This window comes from Pseudomonas sp. JS3066 (assembly GCF_036328175.1).
Classification (GTDB): Bacteria; Pseudomonadota; Gammaproteobacteria; order Pseudomonadales; family Pseudomonadaceae; genus Metapseudomonas.
On sequence record NZ_CP143312.1, the window covers coordinates 4,767,145 to 4,789,651 of the forward strand.

Here is a 22,507-nt window from a genome sequence, read left to right on the forward strand (position 1 = left end):
GCCTCAAGTGCTCAGCACGAATCCCAGCAGCTCGTGAGTCGCCGACGTCAGCGAAATAGCTCCGGTATCAATTTCCCAGTCCGCATCCAGCGGCGGCTCGTAGGGACTGTCCAGGCCAGTGAAGTCACGGATACGTCCTTCCAGCGCCGCCTGGTACAGGCCTTTCGGATCGCGCTGCGCACAAACATCGAACGATGTGCTGACGTACACAGAGAAGAATTCACCCGGATTGAACAACTGCCGCGCCATTTCACGATCAGCGCGAAAAGGCGAGATCGCCGCGACGATCACGATCAACCCCGCATCCACCATCAGCCGTGCCACTTCGGCGATGCGCCGGACATTTTCGCGACGATCCTCGGCACTCATGCCCAGGCCGCGACAGAGACCACCGCGCAGATTGTCGCCATCCAGCACATAGGTGTGCAGGCCACGGGCGTTGAGCTCAAGCTCCAGGGCATTGGCCAGGGTGGACTTGCCGGAGCCGGACAGGCCGGTCAGCCAGATGCAGCGTGGACGCTGATGCTTGATCGAAGCTCTGGCCCGTGCAGGCACGGCCAACGTGCAGGTGACTGCCTCACTCATAGCCCAACCACTCGTAATCTCGCGCATAGACCCGGCGCACTATGCGCCGAGTGCGCGCCGAACAGAATTCCCGCACCGGGACCGACTGCCGCTGCAAAGTGTGGTTCATGTGCTGTAGGCGGAACAGGCGCGCTCCAGCGGGTCGCGCACGAAGGTGAACTTGAACGCCCTCGCGTAGTGCTCGGGGAACTGCTGCTCGTACCAGTACAGCGGCACATGCCCCGGCCGCCAGTTGCCGAACAGCGCCGAGCTGACACTGTTGCCGGCGAACTTGGGGACGTGGATGAAGAGACAACCATTGAGGCTGAACTGCGGCGGCAACCCGAGCCTGGCGGACATCGACCGGTTCACTACCTGACGATCCACCGCGCTCAGGCGGCTACGCAGGAAACTGCGCTGCTCCCTGGGGATCAGCTTCCAGAACACAGGTTGCAGCATGGCACCCTCGATGCGGGATAGGCCCGCGCACTATCAATGGAGCCAGACTAGCAGCCGCTTTTCCCGAGAAGATTTTGACATGGTCAAGTCGGTAAAGCGGCGGATACAAACGCATTACGAACGCGCAGAAATGGGCAAGGCGATGGCAAAACCCTATACAATCCATGGTTTTTCGTGACACCGACGTCGAGGTAAACCGTGAGCACCCTGCCGCCCTGCCCCAAATGCAACTCCGAATACACCTACGAAGATGGCGCAATGCTGATCTGCCCGGAGTGCGCCCACGAGTGGTCCGCCGACACCGGCGCTGAGGCAGTCAGCGACGACAAGGTGATCAAGGACTCCGTCGGCAACGTCCTGCAGGACGGCGACACCATCACCGTGATCAAGGACCTCAAGGTCAAGGGCTCGTCCCTGGTAGTGAAGGTCGGTACCAAGGTGAAGAACATCCGCCTGGTCGACGGCGACCACGACATCGACTGCAAGATCGATGGTATTGGCGCGATGAAGCTGAAATCGGAATTCGTGCGCAAGGTGTAAGTCTCTACCCCCCGACAAAAAGCCCGGCATCTGTCGGGCTTTTTGTTGGGTCATAGATGCAAGCTCCATAGGTTGGCGCTGAGCGAAACTAAGCCCAACAAGGTGACCAGACATAACTCCTGCAATCCCCGCAGCACCGCTGCCAGCCTTGCAGGGGGACATCGCTTTACATGCGCATCCAGCCTCCGTCGGTGAGCCGGTGAAGCTTGCGCCACCCTACGAAAACGACCCATCGCTGGCCATGGCACCAGTCACCGGTCCGCAGTATGGTCAGGCATTCACTACCCCAAGGATGAACCATGGCCATCAAGCAGCAAGCCACTCGCCAGCAGAAGCACCTGGCCGTTCTGATCGACGCCGACAACGCGCCGGCCGCTATCATCGAGGGCCTGTTCGAAGAAATCGCCAAGTACGGCGTGGCCAGCGTGAAACGCATTTACGGCGACTGGACCGGCCCGCAACTGGGCAGCTGGAAGAAAGTGTTGCTCGACCACTCCATCCAGCCCATCCAGCAGTTCGCCTACACCAAGGGCAAGAACGCCACCGACAGTGCGCTGATCATCGACGCCATGGACCTGCTCTATACCCGGCGCTTCGACGGTTTCTGCCTGGTTTCCAGCGATAGTGATTTCACCCGCCTGGCCGCGCGCTTGCGGGAAGAAGGCCTGACCGTGTACGGATTCGGTGAGGAGAAGACACCCAAGCCCTTTGTCTCGGCCTGCGACAAGTTCATCTACACCGAGATACTTCGCGCCGAGCTTCTGCCTGAGCCAACCCCCAGCGGTGACAAGCCGTCCGTTGCAGCGCCGCAACCGGCCGAGGCGCCCAAATCGACTGATAAGCCCTCCCCGGTGAAGCCGCAGAAAGTTCCGGTGAACGCAATTGCAACAGTCATCGACGGGCTAGACGAAGAAGACGGCTGGGCTCCCCTCGCAGCTGTGGGTTCCAACATCACCAAGATCCGCACCGACTTCGATCCGCGCCTGTACGGGTTCAAGAAGTTGAGCGACCTGATCAAGGGGAACCCGAAACACTTCGAGCTCGAGGAACGTGGAACCACCACGACTGGGGGAAAGGTGCTGTTCGTGCGCAACCGCAAGATCGGAAAGTAACTGTCCGCTCAGTTACCCATCAAAACAAAAAGGCCCGGCAAATATGCCGGGCCTTTTCGTTCAACGGGTCAATCAACCGTTGCTGGGGAAGGCGAATTGCGCAGCCTCGTGGCTGGCGCGCTGCGGCCAGCGCTGCGTGATGGCCTTGCGACGGGTGTAGAAGCGAACGCCGTCCGGGCCGTAGGCGTGCAGGTCGCCGAACAGGGAGCGTTTCCAGCCGCCAAAGCTGTGGTAGGCCACCGGTACCGGCAGCGGCACGTTGACGCCGACCATGCCCACTTCGATTTCGTCGCAGAACAGACGGGCGGCTTCGCCGTCACGGGTGAAGATGCAGGTGCCGTTGCCGTATTCGTGGTCGTTGATCAGCTGCATGGCGTCTTCCAGGCTGCCGACGCGGACGATGCACAGCACCGGGCCGAAGATTTCTTCCTGGTAGATGCGCATGTCGGCCTTGACGTGGTCGAACAGGGTGCCGCCGACGAAGTAGCCGTCTTCATGGCCGGCCACGCGGTAGCCACGGCCGTCCACCACCAGCTTGGCGCCAGCAGCGACGCCGTCGTCGATGTAGCCGACCACCTTGTCGCGGGCGGCGGCGGTGACCAGCGGGCCCATGTCCAGGCCGCATTGGGTGCCGGCGCCGATCTTCAGGCCCTTGATCTGCGGAACGATCTTGTCCACCAGGGCATCGGCGATCTGGTCGCCCACGCACACGGCCACGGAAATGGCCATGCAGCGCTCGCCGCAGGAACCGTAGGCGGCCCCCATCAGTGCGCTGACGGCGTTGTCCAGGTCGGCGTCGGGCATCAGCACGGCGTGGTTCTTGGCGCCGCCGAGGGCCTGCACGCGCTTGCCGCGCTTGGTGCCTTCGGCATAGATGTACTCGGCGATCGGGGTCGAGCCAACGAAGCTCAGGGCCTTCACTTCGGGCGCTTCGATCAGCGCATCCACGGCTTCCTTGTCGCCGTTGACCACGTTCAGCACGCCCTTGGGCAGGCCGGCCTGATGGAAGAGCTCGGCGATCAGCAGGGTGGAGCTCGGGTCACGCTCGGAGGGCTTGAGGATGAAGGTGTTGCCGCAGGCGATGGCCAGCGGGTACATCCACAGCGGCACCATGGCCGGGAAGTTGAACGGGGTGATGCCGGCGACCACGCCCAGCGGCTGGAAGTCGCTCCAGGCGTCGATGTTCGGGCCGACATTGCGGGTGTATTCGCCCTTGAGGATTTCCGGGGCGGCGCAGGCGTACTCGACGTTCTCGATACCACGCTTGAGCTCACCGGCGGCGTCTTCCAGGGTCTTGCCGTGTTCTTCGGCGATCAGCTTGGCGATGACTGCTTCGTTCTGCTCCAGCAGTTGCTTGAAGCGGAACAGCACCTGGGCGCGCTTGGCCGGCGGGGTGTTGCGCCATGCCGGGAAGGCGGCCTTGGCGGCGTCGATGGCCTGCTGGATAGTGGCGCGGCTGGCCAGGCCGACCTTGCGGTGGGCTTCGCCGGTGGACGGGTTGAACACGTCCGCGGTGCGGCCTTGGTCGTCGATACGTTCGCCGTTGATCAGGTGCGGAATGAGGCTCATGGGTGGGGTCTCTTGTAGGGCATTTTGTCCGGTAGGTCCGCAGGGGAGGTGGTTTCCCTCACCCCAGCCCTCTCCTGGAGGGAGAGGGGGCAGACCGTGCATTACTTGATTTCTGTTTCCACGAAGACCACTTCGTGGTCGCTGGCGTTGATCACGTTGTGTTCGACGCCTGCCTTGCGGAAGTAACTCTGGCCGGCCACCAGGGGGGCGTGCTTGTCGCCCTCCGGGGTTTCCAGCAGCAGGGTGCCGTTGGTCATCGGCACCACGACATAGTCGTAACCATGGCGGTGGCGACCGGTTTCGGCACCGGGGGCGAAGCGCCACTCGGTGACGATCACCTCGTCGTTATCCACCTGCACGGTGGGCACGGCCTGCGGGCGTTGGCTCATCAGTTGACGCCCTGCAGGGCCTGGCCGACGGCGTCGAACAGGCGATCCAGCTCTTCCGGCTTGGCGTTGAAGGTTGGGCCGAACTGCAGGGTGTCGCCGCCGAAGCGCACGTAGAAGCCGGCCTTCCACAGGGCCATGCCGGCCTCGAACGGACGCACGATGGCGTCGCCGTCACGCGGGGCGATCTGCAGGGCACCGGCCAGGCCGCAGTTGCGGATGTCGACGACGTGCTTGGCGCCCTTCAGACCGTGGATGGCCTTCTCGAAGTGCGGAGCCAGTTCGGCCGATTGCTGCACCAGGTTTTCCTTCTCCAGCAGGTCCAGGGCGGCCAGGCCGGCGGCGCAGGCAACCGGATGCGCGGAGTAGGTGTAGCCGTGGGTGAACTCGACGGCGTACTCGGGCGTCGCCTGGTTCATGAAGGTCTGGTAGATCTCGCGGCTGGCGATCACCGCGCCCATGGGGATGGCGCCGTTGGTGATCTGCTTGGCCACGTTCATCAGGTCCGGGGTCACGCCGAAGTATTCGGCACCGGTCATCTTGCCCATGCGGCCGAAGGCGGTGATCACTTCGTCGAAGATCAGCAGGATGTTGTTCTGGTCGCAGATTTCGCGCAGGCGTTGCAGGTAGCCGGCCGGCGGCACGATCACGCCAGCGGAGCCGGACATCGGCTCGACGATCACGGCGGCGATGTTGGACGCGTCATGCAGTTCGATCAGTTTCAGTAGTTCGTTGGCCAGCTCCACGCCGCCGGTTTCGGCTGCGCCCTTGGTGAAGGCCATGCCCGGCTGCAGCGTATGCGGCAGGTGGTCGACGTCCATCAACTGGCCGAACATCTTGCGGTTGCCACCAATGCCGCCCAGGGCGGTGCCGGCGACGTTCACGCCGTGGTAGCCACGGGCGCGGCCGATCAGCTTGGTCTTCTGCGGCTGGCCTTTGAGGCGCCAGTAGGCGCGGGCCATCTTGATGGAGGTGTCGGCGCACTCGGAACCGGAACCGGTGAAGAACACGTGGTTCAGCTCGCCCGGAGTGAGGTTGGCAATCTTCTCGGCCAGCTGGAAGGACAGCGGGTGGCCGTACTGGAAGCCTGGCGAATAGTCGAGGGTGCCGAGCTGCTTGGCCACGGCTTCCTGGATTTCCTTGCGCGAGTGACCGGCGCCACAGGTCCACAGGCCGGAGAGGCTGTCGTAGATGCGACGGCCCTGGTCATCGATCAGCCAGCTGTCTTCAGCGGCGACGATCAGGCGCGGGTCGCGCTGGAAGTTGCGGTTGGCTGAAAACGGCATCCAGTGAGCGTCCAGCTTGAGCTGGCTGGCGAGAGGAAGCTGGGCGGTCTGCGGCATGTTCATGTGTGGCCTCGAATGGGTCTTGTTCTGAGGAACGACGAGCTACTTGCTGCCGACATTGCCACGGGCATAAAGTCACGAAAATCCAACTTTACTTATCTTTAGATCAGAGGTTACTAAACCATGAGCAGCCGCCGCCCCGAGCCGCTGGCGCAGGTCAGCGATTTCGATATCCGCCTGCTGCGCATCTTCCGCAGCGTGGTGGAATGCGGCGGTTTCTCCGCCGCCGAGAGCGTGCTGGGCATCGGTCGCTCGGCCATCAGCCAGCAAATGAGCGACCTCGAGCAACGCCTCGGCCTGCGCCTGTGCCAACGCGGCCGCGCCGGCTTCGCGCTGACCGAGGAAGGCCGCGAGGTATTCCAGTCATCCATGCAGTTGCTGGCGGCACTGGAAACCTTCCGCACCGAGGTCAATGGTCTGCACCAGCATTTGCGCGGAGAGCTGAACATCGGCCTCACCGACAACCTGGTGACGCTGCCGCACATGCGCATCACCAACGCGCTCGCCCGTCTGAAGACCCTCGGGCCGGATGTGCAGATCAATATCCGCATGACGCCACCCAGCGAGGTGGAGCAAGGTGTGCTCGACGGTCGTCTGCATGTCGGCGTGGTACCCCAGACCGCGGCCCTCTCCGGCCTGGAATACCAACCGCTGTACAGCGAACGTTCGCTGCTCTACTGCGCCGTCGGTCACCCGCTGTTCTACGCCGACGATGCGCAACTGAGCGACGAGCGCCTGAATCAGCAGGACGCCATTGCCCCCACCTTCCGTCTACCGGCGGACATCCAGTCCCATTATCAGGTGCTCAACAGCACGGCCAGCGCCTCGGACCGCGAAGGCATGGCCTTCCTGATCCTCACCGGGCGCTACATCGGCTACCTGCCGGACCATTACGCCACCTTCTGGGTGCAACAGGGGCGGTTGCGGGCACTGAAGCCGACGAACCGGTTCTACGACCTGTCGCTGGCCTCGGTCACCCGCAAGGGGCGCCGACCGCACCTGGTGCTGGAGAGCTTCCTGGAAGCACTGGCGGCGACGACCTGACGGTGCGAAACGGCTGCTTCCCAGCCCCATTTGGGTGCAGCCGTGACAAATCCCGCGAATAACCTGACCACGGCTACAGTTTTGGCTTGTCGGACACGCCAACCTGAGTTATCAGTGCTGTCGCCACCCCATCTCAGAATCTGGAAGCCTATGACCTCACTGGTGCCCGCCCACAGCCCGAATCCTTCCGCGAAGCCCGCCGGACGCATCCGTCAGAAGAACGAAGAACTGATACTTGCCGCCGCCGAAGAAGAGTTCGCCCGCCACGGATTCAAGGGCACCAGCATGAACACCATCGCCGTCCGCGCAGGGCTGCCGAAGGCCAACCTGCACTACTACTTCACCAACAAGCTGGGTCTGTACGTCGCGGTGTTGAGCAATCAACTGGAACTCTGGGACAGCACCTTCAATACCCTGACCGCCGAGGACGACCCAGCCGAGGCCCTGGCCCGCTACATCCGCGCCAAGATGGAGTTCTCCCGGCGCAACCCGCTCGCGTCGAAGATATTCGCCATGGAGATCATCAGCGGCGGCGGCTGCCTGGCAGAGCACTTCGATCAGGACTACCGCACGTGGTTCAAAGGACGCGCAGGCGTGTTCGAAGCCTGGATCGCCGCTGGCAAGATGGATCCGGTGGACCCGGTCAACCTTATATTCCTGCTCTGGGGCAGCACCCAGCACTACGCCGACTTCAACACTCAGATCTGCCGTGTCACCGGCCGCAAGCGCCTGACCAAGGACGATTTCGAAGCGGCCACGCAGAACCTCATTCAGATCATCCTCAAGGGCTGCGGCCTGACGCCGCCCGCGACCGCCTGATGCCATACACGCTGTCCTCTCCCGCCGAATACCGCGAGGAAATCAAGAAGAGCCGCTTCATCGCCCACGCCGCACAAGTGGCCAGCGTCGAGGAGGCCCAGGCCTTCATTGCACGGCTGTCCGAGCCCGGCGCTTCCCATAACTGCTGGGCCTGGAAACTGGGCAACCAATATCGTTTCAGCGACGACGGCGAACCCGGAGGCACCGCCGGACGCCCCATCCTCGCCGCCATCGAAGGCCAGGATTGCGACCAGGTGGCAGTGCTGGTAATCCGTTATTACGGTGGCATCCAACTCGGCACCGGCGGTCTGGCACGCGCCTACGGCGGCAGCGCCGCCAAATGCCTGCAGGGCGGCCAACGCGTGGAGCTGGTGGCGCGCAGTCGCATCAGCTGCCACCCCGGTTTTGCCGAACTACCGCTACTCAAGGCTCGCCTCGCCGAGTTCGAAGCCCTGGTGGAAAGTGAAAGCTTCGATGCCGAAGGCGCCGAGCTGGTCCTGGCCCTGCCCGATGGCCGCATCGCCGGGCTGGAACAGGTTCTGCGGGACATCAGTCGGGGACGCCTGGAAGTGAAACGACTCTAGGGATGAATTCATTCGCCAACCGGAGCGAAGGTTCGGCGATCAGCCATCCACAGCCGTAGGGTGCGCCATGCGCACCAAGCCCAGGCCCCGAATCCCTGGTGTGCGCAGCGCACCCTACAGAATGAACCCGCTCCGAATCCCACCCACAATTTCTGTGGAGCCGGCTGTGGATAACTCGTGGACTTCTCGCTGTAACGCCGCTGTGGTGCGGATTAGCGAGAGTTGTTCGCTTTTTGCCCAGCCCCCTCTCTTTTCTCTTGCACCAAAGATAAGCAACTGATTTTCGGTACTTTCCAACGCGCACCAAGGCTGCGCATCTGGCTACCCTCGTGGCCGCGCTTGTCCACCTCCAGCGGGGAAAAGACTGTGGATAAGCTTGGGAGTATCCGCCGCAGCCCATGAGCCACGGCACTTGCAGGCGGATGATCAATAAACAGCCAAAAAGCTTCCCTGGTGAACCCGGGCGGGCCGACACCCTCTCAGCACATTCCCATCCAGCCAGTTAAACTTTCCGGCGATCTGGCCTGAAAACGAGAAACCACCATGTACGACTGGCTCAATGCCCTACCCAAGGCTGAATTGCATCTGCACCTGGAGGGTTCGCTGGAGCCCGAACTGCTGTTCGCCCTGGCCGAACGCAACAGGGTCGCGCTGCCCTGGGCCGATGTGGAAACCCTGCGCAAGGCCTACGCCTTCAACAACCTGCAGGAGTTCCTCGACCTCTATTACTCCGGCGCCGACGTGCTGCGCACCGAGCAGGACTTCTACGACCTGACCTGGGCCTACCTCGAGCGCTGCAAGGCGCAGAACGTTATCCACACTGAACCCTTCTTCGACCCGCAGACCCACACCGACCGGGGCATCCCCTTCGAGGTGGTGCTGTCCGGCATTCGCCAGGCCCTGGAAGACGGTCGCGAGCAACTGGGCATCAGCTCCGGGCTGATCCTCAGCTTCCTGCGCCACCTCTCCGAAGACGAAGCGCAGAAAACCCTCGACCAGGCCCTGCCCTTCCGTGACGCCTTCATCGCCGTCGGCCTGGACAGCTCGGAAAAGGGCCACCCGCCTAGCAAGTTCCAACGCGTGTTCGATCGTGCCCGCGCCGAAGGCTTCCTCACTGTCGCCCACGCAGGCGAAGAAGGTCCGCCGGAGTACATCTGGGAAGCCCTGGACCTGCTCAAGATCGAACGCATCGATCACGGCGTACGCGCCATCGAGGATGAGCGGCTGATGCAGCGCATCATCGACGAGCAGATCCCGCTCACCGTGTGCCCGCTGTCGAACATCAAGCTCTGCGTGTTCGACCACATGCGCCAGCACAACATCCTCGACATGCTGGAGCGCGGCGTAAAGGTAACGGTGAACTCCGATGACCCGGCCTATTTCGGCGGCTACGTCACCGAGAACTTCGCCGCCCTGCACGAGCACCTGGGCATGACCGAGGACCAGGCGAAGCGCCTGGCGCAGAACAGCCTGGACGCACGCCTGGTGAAGTAATCGTCACCGCAGGTCGGCGCCAGGCGCAGCACGGCCCGACGCCAGAGCCCGGTTCTGGGCACTGGATCGTTGGGCTTCGCTGCGCTCGCGGATCGCCACCTGCCCCAACCTCAAATTGCCCAGTGGTCACTGACTTCGCCCGTAGCTTGTAGGAAATTTCCCAGAGCCAAGTAGTCCGGGATGGACGCCCTACCAGACCCGCTTCCGGCGCCCCTTAAGATGCCTCCCATCGCCTTGCGAGACCGCCCGCGCTGTCTTCGCCACAAGACCAAAACCCGATGGATACCGAGGCTCCCTCTTCATGCAGACCAGAATCGTCATTATCGATGAGGGCCGCATCGTCGACCTTGGCCGCCAGGTACGTGCGCGCATGCAGCAGGTCGGTCAGCCTCACCTCGGCCTGGCAACTGGTCTGACAGCCCCAGCAGCAAGCCTTGCAACACGCCGAACGTCATTATCAGGAGGAACTTCAATTGCAGATCGACCTGGCCAACCTGCCAGCCAATTCCGTCCCGTCGGGCGAACGCGTTACGAACGCGGCACTGCCCGGATTCCTTGCCAGGACCAGTGCCAATGCCGAAATCACCCTTGAGCGCATGGATGGCGATGGCGCTGGCCGCATGAGCCTGAACCTGGCGGGCACGCTGAGCAGTGTGCTCGCCTGGATGGAGCGGTTGGAGGAAAGCGGCGTAGAGGTGGTATCGCTGGGAATGGACGTCGACCGCGAAGCCGACGTAAAGGCGCGGATGGTGGTGGCGACGCCTCAGGAAGCCCGCGCCGGACTCGGCGTCAGCAAGCGCAGAAGACCGCCCAGCAACACACCATAGAGCGGCACGAAGAGCACCAGGCTGATGGCCAGTTTGACGCCGTAGTCGACGGTGGCGATCTCTACCCAGTTCGCCGCCATGAAGGGGTTGTCGCTGCGCCAGAAGGCCACGGAGAAGAACGCGAAGGTATCCAGCAGGTTACCGGCAATGGTCGAGGCCACCGGGGCTACCCACCACTGGCGCATCTTGCGCAGGCGGTCGAAGACCTGGATATCCAGCACCTGACCCAATACATAGGCGAGGAAGCTGGCCAGGGAAATCCGCGCGACGAACAGGTTGAACTCGCCGAGTGCGGCGAAGCCCTGGAAGCTCGCTTCCTGGAACAGCACGGACACCACATAGGACGCCAGAAGCGCCGGCACCATGACCTGGGCGATGACCCGGCGTGCCGCGACCTTGCCCATCAGGCGTACGGTGAGGTCAGTGGCCAGGAAGATGAACGGAAAGCTGAATGCGCCCCAAGTGGTGTGCCAGCCGAACAGAGTAATCGGCAACTGCACCAGGTAGTTGCTGGCGATGATGATGAAGATGTGGAAAGCGATCAGGCCGGTCAGTGCCGGACGCCAGATCGAAGGCGTTGTAGCGGGCATGTTGGTTCGCATCCTTTTTGCCGATGGGGTGAGGGAACCCATGTCGCGGCCCCATGGCCAACGACGGCGCGCATTCTAACTTGACCCGCGCGTCAGGAAAAGACGCTTTGTCCGGGCGCGTGCATCCAACGGCGATAACGCAGTAGGGGCGAATTCATTCGCCAAGCAGGCCGAAAGGCTGCCCTGGTGTTGCCCACATGGGTCAGCTTCGCTGTCCTTGGCGAACAAGTTCGACCCTGCAAAAGGAATGGGCCGCGATGCGGCCCTTAGTCTTGAAGCGTCTTGCGTCGCCCCGTCACCATGGACCAGGGCAGGTTCTCGCGCGTGCGCACACTCTCCACCAGCGCGGCGCCGACGTGCAGGCAGGCCAGCCAGAACAGGCTGTCGGCCATGAAGACATGGATGTCCCGGGGCAGGTCCTCGCCCCAGAAGTAGTCGACTTCTTCCATCAGGAAGCCGGTGACGCCCAGGCCGAACATCAGCAGCAACATGAGGATCATCACCAGCCCGCCCAGGGGTGAATGGCCCATGCGGTGCATGTGACCGCCGGTGAGCAGTGCCCTGGCGTGGGCCACCAGGCGCGCCGGCCGCGGCCAGAAATCTGCCCAACGCGCCGGCCGGGGGCCGACGAAGCCCCAGGCCAGCCGCACCAGCACCACCACCACGGCGTAGTAGCCGAGCCAGCGGTGCCAGCCGTCACCTGCCTCATTGAGGAAGTAGTCACCAATGAAGGCAGCCACCAGGGACCAGTGGCCGATCCGCACCACCGGGTCCCAGAGGCGAACGGTATCGGTGCTCACGGGTCAGTCCTCGATCTCCTGCTTGACCACCTTGCCGTCGACCGGGTTGAAGTAGATCTCGACTTTGCGCTTGTCCTTGTCCCAGCCGTAGATCTCATAGCAGTTGCCATCGGTCACCTTGAACTTCTTGATGTCGTACCCCTGGGTCTTGAGGTCTTCCTGGAACTTGGTCTGGTCTTGCCAGGTAGCCTTGTCGGCTGTGGTGCACTCGGTCTTGGCGAAGGTCAGGGGGCTGACGAGGGCCAGGGAAAGAAGCAGCAGTTTACGCATGGTATCGACCTCGATTCGTACGTTGTAATGCGGAAGACATTGCAAGGCGTTCTCATTTGCCGCCATGACAATGGAGAGTAGGTCAGGCCCTGAGGGCTGTCATATGCCGGCCTGCCGATCTCAGCGACGTTCGACCGCGAATTGACCCCTTCCTGCATGCTTGGCCCGGTAGCAAGCTGTATCAGCCTGTTTCAGAAGTTCCGCCGGTTGCGCGTTGGCGCCGTGGATGCAGGCGATGCCAACGCTGGCTCCCACGCGATATTCCTGGCCTTCCCACTCCAGCACGACGCCCTGGACCTGGGCGATCAGCCGAGCCGCCAGCAGTTCCGCCTGGGGCAACGGGCAACTGCGCAGGATCAGCGCGAACTCGTCGCCACCCAGGCGCGCCAGTTGGTCACCCGCGCGAACCTGGGCCTGCATCAGCCTGGCGAGCTGGCGCAGCAATTCATCCCCGGCGGCGTGGCCCGCGTTGTCGTTTACCTGCTTGAAGCGGTCCAGGTCGATGAAGCAGAGCACGCTGTTGCCGTCGTTCTGCACCACCTCGCGACAGCTTTCGGCAAGGGCATCCTCGAAGGCAGGGCGATTGAGCAGGCCGGTCAGCGCGTCGTGGGTCGCGGCGTAACGCAGGTGCTTTTGCATGGCCCGGGCTTCGCTGACATCAGTCAGCACCAGCACGCTCCCCAGCATGGTGCCGTCGCCTGCGCGCATGGGGGCCGCCTGGCCGCGCAGGGCGATGGTGCCGCCTGCCGGGTGACGCAGCGAGGCCAGGCCCTGGAGGCTGGCAGCGCTGCCGCGCTCCAGGCAGTCACGCACCGGGTTGGGCACCAGGCGCCCATCTTCTCCTTCCAGCAGCAGCACCTGCTCGATGGGCAGACCCCGGGCCTCGTCGCTGCTCCAGCCACTGAGGCGCTCGGCCACCGGGTTAAGGAAACTGACCCGGCCTTCCAGGTCGGAGGTGATGACGCCGTCGCCAATGGCATCGAGGGTCACCTGCAGGCGCTCGCGCTCATCTCGCAGGCGCTCGGCAAGCTGGTGCAGCTCGCTGACGTCCCAGTTGGTGCCGACCATGCGCAGCGGCTGGCCACCGGCGTCGCAGACCAGACGCGCGTGCCCCTTGAGCACCCGATGTTCACCATCGCCACGACGAATGCGGAACTCGATGTCCAGCCGCCGGCTACCTTCTCGCGCAGCCAGCACCTCACGTTCGGCACGGGCCGCGTCATCCGGATGCAGGTGGGCCAGCCAGTCGGCGAAGGACAACTCGTCGCCCAGGCGGCGGCCATAGAGGCGATACATACCCTCGTCCCAGAGCAGGCGATCGTTGACCAGATCCCACTCCCAGACGCCAACGCCACTGGCCTCGGTCGCCACCGAGTAGCGACGGGCCAGTTCCGCCTCGCGTTCCTCGGCACGCTTGCGCCGGTCGATGTCCTCGATCTGCGAAATGAAGTACAGCGGCTCGCCCTCGTGGTCGCGCACCAGGGATACCGCCAGCAGTCCCCAGATTTCCCGCCCACTCTTGTGCAGGTAGCGCTTCTCCAGGCGGTAGCTGTGGCGCCGCCCGGCGAGGATTTCCCGCACCAGTTCGAGATCGTCTGCCAGGTCGTCGGGGTGGGTGACGTCCTGGAAGTTCAGGCTGGAGAGTTCCTCCTCCGCATAGCCAAGCATGTCGCAAAGCGCCCGGTTGACTCGCTGCCAGCGGCCATCCAGCCCCACCAGCGCCATGCCGATGGCGGAGTGGTCCATGGCGTCGCGAAAGCGCGATTCGCTGGCTGCCAGTTCGCGCCGGCGTCTACGCAATTGCTCCACCGCCGAAGCCAGCAGCAATGCCGGCAACAGAGCCAGCAGCAACGGCAGGTAGATCAGCAGGTCGCGCCAGCCCTTCTGCAGAACTGGTACTTCAAGCAGGCCCAAGGCGATGATCGCGCCACCGCTCACCGAAGCCATCGCAACCAGCAGTGCAGTGCTGGCGAAGGTCAGACGCACCGCGGCGATGATCAGCGGCAGGGCCAGGTAGACGAAGGGGAATGGCAACAGCAACAGGGCGAAGGGCGTGCCCAGCAACACCAGCCCGATGTAGAGCAGCAACTCGTGGCGACGGCGCTCGCCAATCAGCTCCCACCCGCTGTTCTGGCGCAGCCAGACCGCCAGGGGTAGCACCGAGACGGCGCCGAGCATGGCGCCCTCGACCCAATACATCCAGCCACGCTCGAAGGAATCCAGCCCCTGCCAGGCGAGGATACTCGCCCCCAGGCTGGCACCCACCAGCGGCGGTAACAGGGCGCCGAAGAACATGAACTGCAGGAAGGCCCCGGGGCTTTCGTTCATCCGCAACGCGGCGCCGCTGACCCGCAAAAGAGACGCGGCCAGTACTACTTCGAGCAGGTTGGGTGGGATGAAGCTCGCCGCCCGCAAGAGGCTATCGCCGAACGTTATGTTCGCCAGCAGGTCCGCCAGCATCGCCACCGTCAGCAGGGGCGCCCAGCGCCGCAACGGCTGGTCCCAGAGCAGCGCCACGGTGAAAGCGTTGGCGTACCAGAGCGTGGCAATGCTGCCGGGCTGGCGCGACAGCCAGACAGCCCCCAGGGCCAGCAGCAGGTAGCCGGCGAAAGCCAGCAGCACGGTCGGCAGGAAAGCACCAGGCTCGCGGTTACGCAGCATCAGCCGGTACCCCCACGGCAGGCGCCGGGCGAGGGCCCGGCAGGATTCAAGCAGGTCGGACACAAGTCAGCCACGGGAATCTCCACGCAGGCCACGGCTTATCCAGACGATAGCGGAACCTCGGGCCCGAGCAATTCGACGATCAGACGCCGGCATTGCCGAGACCGACACTCAACTCCAGGGCGCGCCGACGAGTAGCGTGGCGCAACGTGCCTGGACGAACTCGCGGAGCAGCCGCACCGGCTTGCTGAGCTGGGCGCGGTGGGCGCAGATCAGGTTCAGCGGCGTGGCCTGGCCACGGTATTGCGGCAGGGCCAGTTCCAGGCGCCCGGCCTGGATATCACCGGCTACATCCAGCCAGGACTTGTAGGTGAGCCCCTGCCCAGCCAGGGCCCAGCGCCGCACTACATCGGCATCGTCGCAGACACGGTTGCCGCTTACCGCCACCACTTGCTCGCGCCGGCCCTCGCTGAAGCTCCAGCGATCGTGGACACGCCCGTCCAACTGGTAGAGCAGGCAGTTGTGCCCTTCCAGCTCCGCAGGCTGCTGGGGGCGGCCGTGGCGGGCGAAATAGCCGGGGGACGCGCAAAGCACCCGGCGGTTGCTGGCCGCCAATGGCAGCGCCACCAGGCTGGAATCTTCCGGCTCGCCGTAGCGGATGGCGATGTCCACCGACTGGCGAAACAGATCGGCCACCCGGTCGCTGAGGTGCAGGCGAATGCCCAGGCGCGGATGCTCGCGCTGGAAGTCATCGAGCCAGGGCACCAGCACATTGCGGCCGAAGTCCGAGGGCGCGGACAGCTGCAGCACACCTGCGATGTCTTCGCGACCGCCGGCCAGTTGCCGTTGCCCCTCCTCGAGACTGGCCAGCGCAGTGCGCGCATGGACGAGGAACTGCTCGCCCTCGGGTGTCAGGCGCAGGCTGCGGGTAGAGCGAGCGAACAGGCGGACCTCGAGCTGTTGTTCGAGACGCTTGAGCGCAGCACTGGCCACGGCGGGCGAGACATCCAGCTTGCGGGCGGCGGCCGAGAGGCTACCGTGGTCAGCGGTACTGACGAACAGAGCGAGGTCGTCGAGGCGCAGCATTTTCAAATTCCTATTGAAAGACTGTCGCTTTCTAGCCGATTTTTCTCTCCTGCGAAATAACCGACCATGCGGCCCATCAAGCCCCACGCGGAGAATCCCGATGAAAGCCGTCGCCTACTTCCAGAACCTGCCCATCGACAACCCCGAATCCCTGCAGGACATCCTGCTGCCGGAGCCGCAACCGGGACCGCGCGACTTGCTGGTGGAGGTACGCGCCATCTCGGTCAATCCGGTGGACACCAAGGTCCGCCGCAACGCGCCTCCCGAGGCTGGGCAACCCAAGGTGCTGGGCTGGGACGTTGCTGGCGTGGTCAAGTCGGTGGGCAGCGACGTCACCCTGTTCCAGCCGGGCGACCGTGTTTTCTACGCCGGTGACCTGACCCGTCCGGGCGGCAACGCGGAGTTCCATCGGGTGGATGAACGCATCGTCGGCCACATGCCCGAAAGCCTGGACTTCGCCCAGGCCGCCGCTTTGCCACTGACCTCCATCACCGCCTGGGAGCTGCTGTTCGACCGTCTGCAGATCCCCGAAGGCAAGGCCGACCTGGGCCAGAGCCTGCTGGTGGTGGGCGCCGCGGGTGGCGTGGGTTCGATCCTCGTACAACTGGCCCAACAGCTCACCGGCCTGACCGTGATTGGCACTGCCTCGCGTCCGGAAACCCAGGCCTGGGTCCGCGAACTGGGGGCCCAGCATGTGCTGGATCACAGTAAGCCCCTGGCCGATGAACTGCGCCGCGCTGGTCTCGCCCAGGTTACTCATGTGGCCAGCCTGACCCAGACCGACCAGCACCTGGATCAGTTGGTAGAGGCCCTGGCGCCCCAGGGCCGCCTCGGCCTGATCGACGACCCGGCATCGCTGGATGTGGCCAAGCTCAAGCGCAAGAGCCTCTCCCTGCACTGGGAGTTCATGTACACACGCTCGATGTTCCAGACCCCGGACATCCTCGAGCAGCACCGCCTGCTGGAGCGCGTCAGCCAACTGATCGACGCCGGCGTGCTGAAGACCACCGTGGGCGAACACTTTGGCACCATCAATGCCGCCAACCTGCGCCGCGCCCATGCGCTGCTGGAAAGCGGCAAGGCTAAGGGCAAGATCGTGCTGGAAGGTTTCTGAGGCGATTTCTGTAGAAGAGAGCCGGCTCGCGAAAGATTCCGCTCGGGCTGTTCGCGAGCAAGCTCGCTCCTACAAGTTGGACACTGACCGGCGAGCAGTTGGGCTGGCGAAGGGTCCGGTACGCGAGGGTAAGAGACTTTTATTTTTCCTGGTCTCGCCAGCGGCGCTTCCGCCAGTTGTTCGAGCAGACGCCCCGCAGCGCAGTGCAGGGCTACGATCGCCAGCGTCGGGTGATCCACTGGAACCGCGCCAGCGAATTGCCCCTGCAACGCAGCGATGGCAACCCGGTGACGGTGTTCTCCAGCCACCTGGTGCTGCGCAACTTGCACAACCAGTTGGAGCTCTACTGCGTCGACATCGATTTCAGTGCCCTGAAGTCAGCGAGGGACGCTCTCCGGCAGAGCGAGAATCGTTATCAGGAATTGCTGCAGAGCCTTGGCCAACTCGCCCCGGAGCGGCAATCGAGCAGCGGCGAACAGGGCCAGGACGAACGGTATCGACCACCAGTCGGCTGCTTGATGCTGGTCATTTTCTGTCATCTGGGCGGGTCTACACTCAGCTTCCCCGCCACTTGATTGGGAGATGACCGAGGTGAAAATTCTTGTCCGTCCGACCGCCACCCCTCAGGGTTCTGGCTGGCAAGTCTGCCTTGACCAGCATGCGGTGAGCTTTCGTAGCGAGGCCGAAGCGCGCCGATTCGTCAGCGTCCTCGAGGAGCGCCTGAAGGCGCCCCACGTGCTACCGGACTGGTCAAGACGGATCGCGAGTTAACCCAGGGGCGCCTGGCCGTTGCGGTCGAGGCGCCAAGTCAGCAGCGCACAGGCGACTGCCGCGCAGCCGCACAGGCTGATGACCAGGGCCAGGGGCATGGCACTGCCATCGTGCAACCAGCCCACAAGGGCGGCAGCTCCTGCCGCCACTCCAAACTGCAGACTGCCCATCAGCGCCGAGGCGCTACCCGCGTTCTGGCCCTGGCCGGCCATTGCGCATGCCGAGGCGTTGGGCAGGATGCACCCCAGGCTGGCGATGCAGCCGAACAGCGGTAGCAGAAGCGGCCACAGCGATTGTGTCTGCAAGCTGGAAACCCCCAGCAGCGCCAACGCGCACACCAGATAGACCCAGATCACCCGTCGCATCCAGAAGGCCGGCCCGCGACGGCGCAGCAACACGGCATTGATCTGGGCGACCAGGATGAAGCCCGCGGCGTTGGAGCCGAACAGCCAGCCATAGTGCTCCGGCGGCACGCCATAAAGCTGGATGAATACGAAGGGGGAGCCGGCGATGTAGGCGAACATGCCGGCGATGGCGAAACCACCGCTCATGCCGTAGGCGAGAAATTGCCAGTCGCCGAGCAACCGACGGTACTGCCCGAGGGCGCCACTCAATGGCGCACGCGGAGTGATGTTGGAGAGCGTCTCCGGCAGCCAGAAGGCGATTCCCAGCAGCACCAGCGCGCTGAACAGGGTCAGCGCCCAGAAGATCGACTGCCAGCCGAAAAGCTCAAGGAGCAGCCCTCCGCCCAGCGGCGCCAGGATCGGCGCCAGGCCCATCACCAGCATCAACTGCGAGAAGGCCTTGGCCGAGGCGATGGGATCGCACAGGTCACGCACCACAGCCCGCGACACCACCATCCCCGCACAGCCGCCCAGGGCCTGGACGAAGCGTGCGCCGACCAGCCACTCCAGGCTGGGTGCCAGGGAGCAGGCGACCGAAGCCAGGGTGAAAATGGTCACGCCCACCAGCAGCGGCGGACGCCGACCGAAACGATCCGCCAGCGGACCATAGATCAGTTGACCGAGTGCGAGGCCAATGAAGTAGGACGCCAGGGTGAGCTGCACATGCTCCACATCGGTGGCGAAGGCCTTGGCCATGGCCGGGAAGCTGGGCAGGTAGAAATCGATGGCCATCGGCCCGAAGGCGCTGAGGGCCCCGAGCAGGAGGAGGATGCGGAAAGTCATGGTCGAGGCTGGCGCCATCCCTTGCGGTTAAGGCGCCAGATAGTAACAGGGGATTTCGCGCAAAAGCGGCTTTGGCTGCTGGTCCGTGGGAGCGAATTCATTCGCGAATGAATTCGCTCCCACAATGACTCTCCACGGCCCCCCTAACCCTCATGCGCGTGCTCGACCTTGGACGACTTTTTGCGATCCAGCCAGTCCGAGGCCTTCTCCACCAGCATGAAGAACATGGGGATCAGGAAGGTCGCCAGCACGGTGGCGGCGAGCATGCCGCCGATCACCCCGGTGCCGATGGAATGACGACTTGCCGAGCCGGCACCCGAGCTGATGGCCAGCGGCACGCAACCGAGGATGAAGGCCAGCGAGGTCATCACGATCGGGCGGAAGCGCAGCTTCGCAGCCTCAAGCGCGGCCTCCACCGGCCCCATGCCCTGTTCCCGGCAAAGCACGGCGAATTCGACGATGAGGATCGCGTTCTTCGCCCCCAGGCCGATCAGGGTCACCAGGCCGACCTGGAAGTACACGTCGTTCTGGATACCCCGCAACCACACGGCGAGGATCGCGCCGAACACTGCGAAGGGCACCGCGGTGACCACCGCCAGCGGCAGGGTCCAGCGCTCGTACTGGGCGGCAAGGATGAGGAACACCATGATCAGGCCGAAGATGAACGCCGTGCTACCGGAACCGTGAGTAGCCAGCTCCTGATACGCCGAGCCGATCCAGCCAAGGCTGTAGTCCTCACCCAGCACCTCGTTCGCCACTTCCTGCATCGCCTCCAGCGCCTGGCCGGAGCTGTAGCCAGGCGCCGGACCGCCGAGCACCTTGGCCGCCGGGTAGACGTTGAAACGGGCGTAGGAGTCCGGCCCCAGAATGCGCTCAACGCGCACCAGTGACGACAGCGGTACCAGGTCATCAGTGGTGGAACGCACATAGACCTGGCTGAGGTCATCCGGCTTGCGACGGAACTCCGGCTCCGACTGCAGGCTCACCTGCCAGGTACGGCCGTAGAGCGTGAAGTCGTTGACGTAGTAGCTGCCGAAGGTGGCCTGCATGGCGGTGAACACGTCGTTGATCGCCACGCCTAGGGCCCGTGCCTTGGTGCGGTCCAGGTCGATGTAGTACTGCGGCACGTTGGCGTTGAAGGTGGTGTTCACCCCGGCCAACTCGGGCCGCTTCGACGCCGCGGCAACGAACTTCTGCACGACCGCTTCCAGTTGCTGCACGGTGCCGCCGCTACGGTCCTGGATATAGGACTCGAAACCGCCGGTGGTACTCATGCCGGTGATGGGAGGCGGGTTGAACGACAGCACAATGCCGTCCTTCTGCCCGGCGCCCATGCCCATGAAAGTGTGCGTGAGGTTGCGCGCATCCAGTTCGGGCGTGGTGCGCTCGCTCCAGTCCTTCAGCGGCACGAAGGACACCCCGGCGTTGCTGCGCGTGCCGAAGGTGAGGATGTCGAAGCCGGCGAAGGTAACCACGTCCTGCACGGCCGGATGTTTCATCAGCTGCTCTCCGACGGCGCTGGTGAGCTCCTCGGTCCGGGTCAGGGAGGCTGCCGGCGGCAGGAAGTAGGCATTGAGCACGTAGCCCTGGTCTTCATCCGGCACCAGGGCGCCAGGCACCCGGCCGAAGAGGATGACCAGCAGGGCGAGCATGCCGCCAAACAGCAACAGGCCGATCAGCGACCGTTTGAGGAAGAACTGCACGCCAGCGCCATAGCCCGAGGTCATGCGCTCGAAGAAGCGGTTGAACCAGCGGAACGGCGCGGCCGGCTCGCCATGGCCAGGCTTGAGCATCAGGGCACAGAGAGCTGGCGAAAGCGTCAGCGCCACGATGCCGGAAATCACCACGGATACCGCAATGGTGATCGCGAACTGCTGGTACATCTGTCCTGCCAGACCGCCGAGGAAGCCTACCGGGATGAACACCGCACAGAGCACCAGCACGATGGCGATGATCGGCCCGGTCACCTCCTCCATGGCTTCGATCGCCGCTTCGCGCGGGCCGATCTTCTTCGTCGCCATCACCCGCTCGACGTTCTCGATCACCACGATGGCGTCGTCTACCACGATGCCGATGGCCAGCACCATGCCGAACAGCGTCAGCAGGTTGATGGAGAAACCGAGCACGTACATGCCGGCGAAGGTACCGACCAACGACACCGGGATCGCCAGCACCGGGATCAGCGTCGCCCGCCAGTTCTGCAGGAAGATGAAGACCACCAGCACCACCAGAATCAAGGCTTCGAAGAAGGTGTGGATCACCTCTTCGATCGACACCTCGACGAACTTGGTCGTGTCATAGGGGATCTTGTAGGCGATGCCCTCGGGGAAGCGCTTGGCCAGGCGTTCCATCGTGTTGTTGACCGCTTCGGCGGTATCCAGGGCGTTGGCACCCGGTTGCAGGTAGATACCGAAGGCGGCGTTCTGCTGGCCGTTCAGGGAGGTCATGAGGGAGTAGTCCTGGGCCCCCAGCTCCACGCGCGCCACATCTTTGAGCAACAGGCTGGCGCCGGTGGCGTCGGAACGCAGGATGACGCCCTCGAACTCCTTGGGATCGGTGAAGCGACCCTGGGTGGTCACCGTGTAGGTGAAGTCCTGGGGCTGGTTGAGCGGTTGCTGGCCAAAGCTGCCGGCGGCGAACTGGGAGTTCTGCTCGCGGATGGCGCTGACCACGTCGCTGGGTGTGAGGTCGTACTGCGCCAGCTTGTCCGGCCGCAGCCAGATACGCATGGAATAGTCCTTGGAGCCGAACTGGCTGGCATCGCCCACGCCGGGAATCCGCTTCAACTCGTCGATCACGTTGATCAGCGCGTAGTTGCTGATAAAGATCGGGTCACGGGAGTTGTCCGGCGAAAAGAGGGTGACCACCTGGAGGATGTCGGAGGATTTCTTCTCCACCTTCACGCCCTGCCGGCGCACCTCTTCGGGCAACTTGGCGAGCGCGGCCTGGACCTTGTTGTTGACGTCGATGGTGGCCTGGTCGGGGTCGCGGCCCACTTCGAAATACACGGTCAGGCTCATGGCACCACTGCTGTCGGAGTTGGACAGCTGGTAGATCATGCCCTCGACGCCGTTGATTTCCTGCTCGAGAGGGGCGGCAACCGTTTCTGCGATCACCTGGGAACTGGCACCGGGATAGACCGCAGAGACCGACACTTGCGGCGGGAGGATTTCGGGGTACTGGGCGATCGGCAGCGCGCGCATGGCGGCAAGGCCGGCGAGCACGATCACGATGGAGATGACCGCAGCGAAGACCGGGCGGTCGATAAAGAAGCGCGAGATCAC

General features: G+C 63.9%; 20 protein-coding genes and 2 pseudogenes. 10 read left to right on the plus strand and 12 right to left on the minus strand.

What is annotated here, in order from left to right:
- Positions 1-3: 3 nt before the first annotated feature.
- Positions 4-585: an adenylyl-sulfate kinase gene (cysC, locus tag SA496_RS22555; protein ID WP_120654417.1), complete on the minus strand. Its 582-nt coding sequence runs from the start codon at positions 583-585 to the stop codon at positions 4-6.
- Positions 578-1,023 (minus strand): annotated as a pseudogene (locus SA496_RS22560) (sulfotransferase family 2 domain-containing protein). The gene cysC and the pseudogene SA496_RS22560 overlap by 8 nt, the downstream one beginning before the upstream one ends.
- Before the next feature lie 198 nt (positions 1,024-1,221).
- Between SA496_RS22560 and SA496_RS22565 the strand changes: the two are divergent.
- Positions 1,222-1,563, plus strand: coding sequence for a zinc ribbon domain-containing protein YjdM (locus tag SA496_RS22565; RefSeq protein ID WP_120654416.1), 342 nt, complete (start codon positions 1,222-1,224; stop codon positions 1,561-1,563).
- 299 nt (positions 1,564-1,862) lie between these two features.
- Positions 1,863-2,675 (plus strand): NYN domain-containing protein, encoded by an 813-nt coding sequence (locus tag SA496_RS22570; protein ID WP_153920604.1) that lies wholly within the window; start codon positions 1,863-1,865, stop codon positions 2,673-2,675.
- Between the two features lie 72 nt (positions 2,676-2,747).
- Here the strand turns inward: SA496_RS22570 and SA496_RS22575 are convergent, their stop codons facing one another.
- The 3 genes from SA496_RS22575 to SA496_RS22585 form a co-directional block, all read right to left on the minus strand.
- Positions 2,748-4,244, minus strand: a complete 1,497-nt coding sequence (locus SA496_RS22575; protein ID WP_280358076.1) for a CoA-acylating methylmalonate-semialdehyde dehydrogenase — start codon at positions 4,242-4,244, stop codon at positions 2,748-2,750.
- A 101-nt stretch (positions 4,245-4,345) separates the two neighbouring features.
- Positions 4,346-4,633 carry a cupin domain-containing protein gene (locus SA496_RS22580; RefSeq protein WP_120654413.1) on the minus strand — a complete coding sequence of 96 codons (288 nt, stop codon included), beginning with the start codon at positions 4,631-4,633 and terminating at the stop codon, positions 4,346-4,348.
- Positions 4,633-5,979 (minus strand): aspartate aminotransferase family protein, encoded by a 1,347-nt coding sequence (locus SA496_RS22585; RefSeq protein ID WP_330114498.1) that lies wholly within the window; start codon positions 5,977-5,979, stop codon positions 4,633-4,635. The genes SA496_RS22580 and SA496_RS22585 overlap by 1 nt, the downstream gene beginning before the upstream one ends.
- A 120-nt stretch (positions 5,980-6,099) precedes the next feature.
- Between SA496_RS22585 and SA496_RS22590 the strand changes: the two genes are divergently transcribed.
- From SA496_RS22590 to SA496_RS22610, 5 genes and pseudogenes are all read left to right on the plus strand, one after another.
- On the plus strand, positions 6,100-7,020 hold the full coding sequence (locus SA496_RS22590) for a LysR family transcriptional regulator (RefSeq protein ID WP_120654411.1): 921 nt from the start codon (positions 6,100-6,102) through the stop codon (positions 7,018-7,020).
- A 150-nt stretch (positions 7,021-7,170) separates the two neighbouring features.
- Positions 7,171-7,839: a TetR/AcrR family transcriptional regulator gene (locus SA496_RS22595; protein ID WP_120654410.1), complete on the plus strand. Its 669-nt coding sequence runs from the start codon at positions 7,171-7,173 to the stop codon at positions 7,837-7,839.
- Complete coding sequence (locus tag SA496_RS22600; RefSeq protein ID WP_120654409.1) at positions 7,839-8,423, plus strand: IMPACT family protein; 585 nt, start codon at positions 7,839-7,841, stop codon at positions 8,421-8,423. The genes SA496_RS22595 and SA496_RS22600 overlap by 1 nt, the downstream gene beginning before the upstream one ends.
- A 543-nt stretch (positions 8,424-8,966) precedes the next feature.
- On the plus strand, positions 8,967-9,917 hold the full coding sequence (locus tag SA496_RS22605; protein WP_120654408.1) for an adenosine deaminase: 951 nt from the start codon (positions 8,967-8,969) through the stop codon (positions 9,915-9,917).
- Between the two features lie 428 nt (positions 9,918-10,345).
- Positions 10,346-10,744: pseudogene (locus tag SA496_RS22610) on the plus strand (hypothetical protein); the annotation flags it as partial.
- Here the strand turns inward: SA496_RS22610 and SA496_RS22615 are convergent.
- From SA496_RS22615 to SA496_RS22635, 5 genes are all read right to left on the minus strand, one after another.
- The gene (locus SA496_RS22615; RefSeq protein WP_153920608.1) at positions 10,681-11,334 is read right to left on the minus strand and encodes a 7-cyano-7-deazaguanine/7-aminomethyl-7-deazaguanine transporter; all 654 of its coding nucleotides are present in this window, start codon (positions 11,332-11,334) and stop codon (positions 10,681-10,683) included. The pseudogene SA496_RS22610 and the gene SA496_RS22615 overlap by 64 nt on opposite strands.
- A gap of 266 nt (positions 11,335-11,600) precedes the next feature.
- The gene (locus SA496_RS22620; RefSeq protein ID WP_280358079.1) at positions 11,601-12,134 is read right to left on the minus strand and encodes a cytochrome b/b6 domain-containing protein; all 534 of its coding nucleotides are present in this window, start codon (positions 12,132-12,134) and stop codon (positions 11,601-11,603) included.
- Positions 12,135-12,137: 3 nt separating this feature from the next.
- Positions 12,138-12,404 (minus strand): PepSY domain-containing protein, encoded by a 267-nt coding sequence (locus SA496_RS22625; RefSeq protein ID WP_153920610.1) that lies wholly within the window; start codon positions 12,402-12,404, stop codon positions 12,138-12,140.
- Positions 12,405-12,524: 120 nt separating this feature from the next.
- Positions 12,525-15,065, minus strand: a complete 2,541-nt coding sequence (locus tag SA496_RS22630; protein WP_153920612.1) for a PAS domain S-box protein — start codon at positions 15,063-15,065, stop codon at positions 12,525-12,527.
- Positions 15,066-15,236: 171 nt separating this feature from the next.
- Positions 15,237-16,151: a LysR family transcriptional regulator gene (locus SA496_RS22635; protein WP_330114499.1), complete on the minus strand. Its 915-nt coding sequence runs from the start codon at positions 16,149-16,151 to the stop codon at positions 15,237-15,239.
- Positions 16,152-16,251: 100 nt separating this feature from the next.
- On the opposite strand from SA496_RS22635, the gene SA496_RS22640 reads away from it, so the two are divergent.
- The 3 genes from SA496_RS22640 (at position 16,252) to SA496_RS22650 (ending at position 18,036) form a co-directional block, all read left to right on the plus strand.
- Positions 16,252-17,265 (plus strand): zinc-binding alcohol dehydrogenase family protein, encoded by a 1,014-nt coding sequence (locus SA496_RS22640; RefSeq protein WP_153920616.1) that lies wholly within the window; start codon positions 16,252-16,254, stop codon positions 17,263-17,265.
- 176 nt (positions 17,266-17,441) lie between these two features.
- Entirely contained in the window at positions 17,442-17,840 is a 399-nt protein-coding gene (locus SA496_RS22645; protein WP_153920618.1) for a hypothetical protein, read from the plus strand.
- Positions 17,841-17,856: 16 nt separating this feature from the next.
- Positions 17,857-18,036: a hypothetical protein gene (locus SA496_RS22650; protein WP_120655344.1), complete on the plus strand. Its 180-nt coding sequence runs from the start codon at positions 17,857-17,859 to the stop codon at positions 18,034-18,036.
- On the opposite strand, the gene SA496_RS22655 is transcribed toward SA496_RS22650, so the two are convergent.
- Together SA496_RS22655 and SA496_RS22660 are read right to left on the minus strand one after the other, a co-directional pair.
- On the minus strand, positions 18,033-19,223 hold the full coding sequence (locus tag SA496_RS22655) for a Bcr/CflA family multidrug efflux MFS transporter (RefSeq protein ID WP_120654399.1): 1,191 nt from the start codon (positions 19,221-19,223) through the stop codon (positions 18,033-18,035). The genes SA496_RS22650 and SA496_RS22655 overlap by 4 nt on opposite strands.
- A gap of 143 nt (positions 19,224-19,366) precedes the next feature.
- The gene (locus SA496_RS22660) at positions 19,367-22,507 is read right to left on the minus strand and encodes an efflux RND transporter permease subunit (RefSeq protein WP_120654398.1); all 3,141 of its coding nucleotides are present in this window, start codon (positions 22,505-22,507) and stop codon (positions 19,367-19,369) included.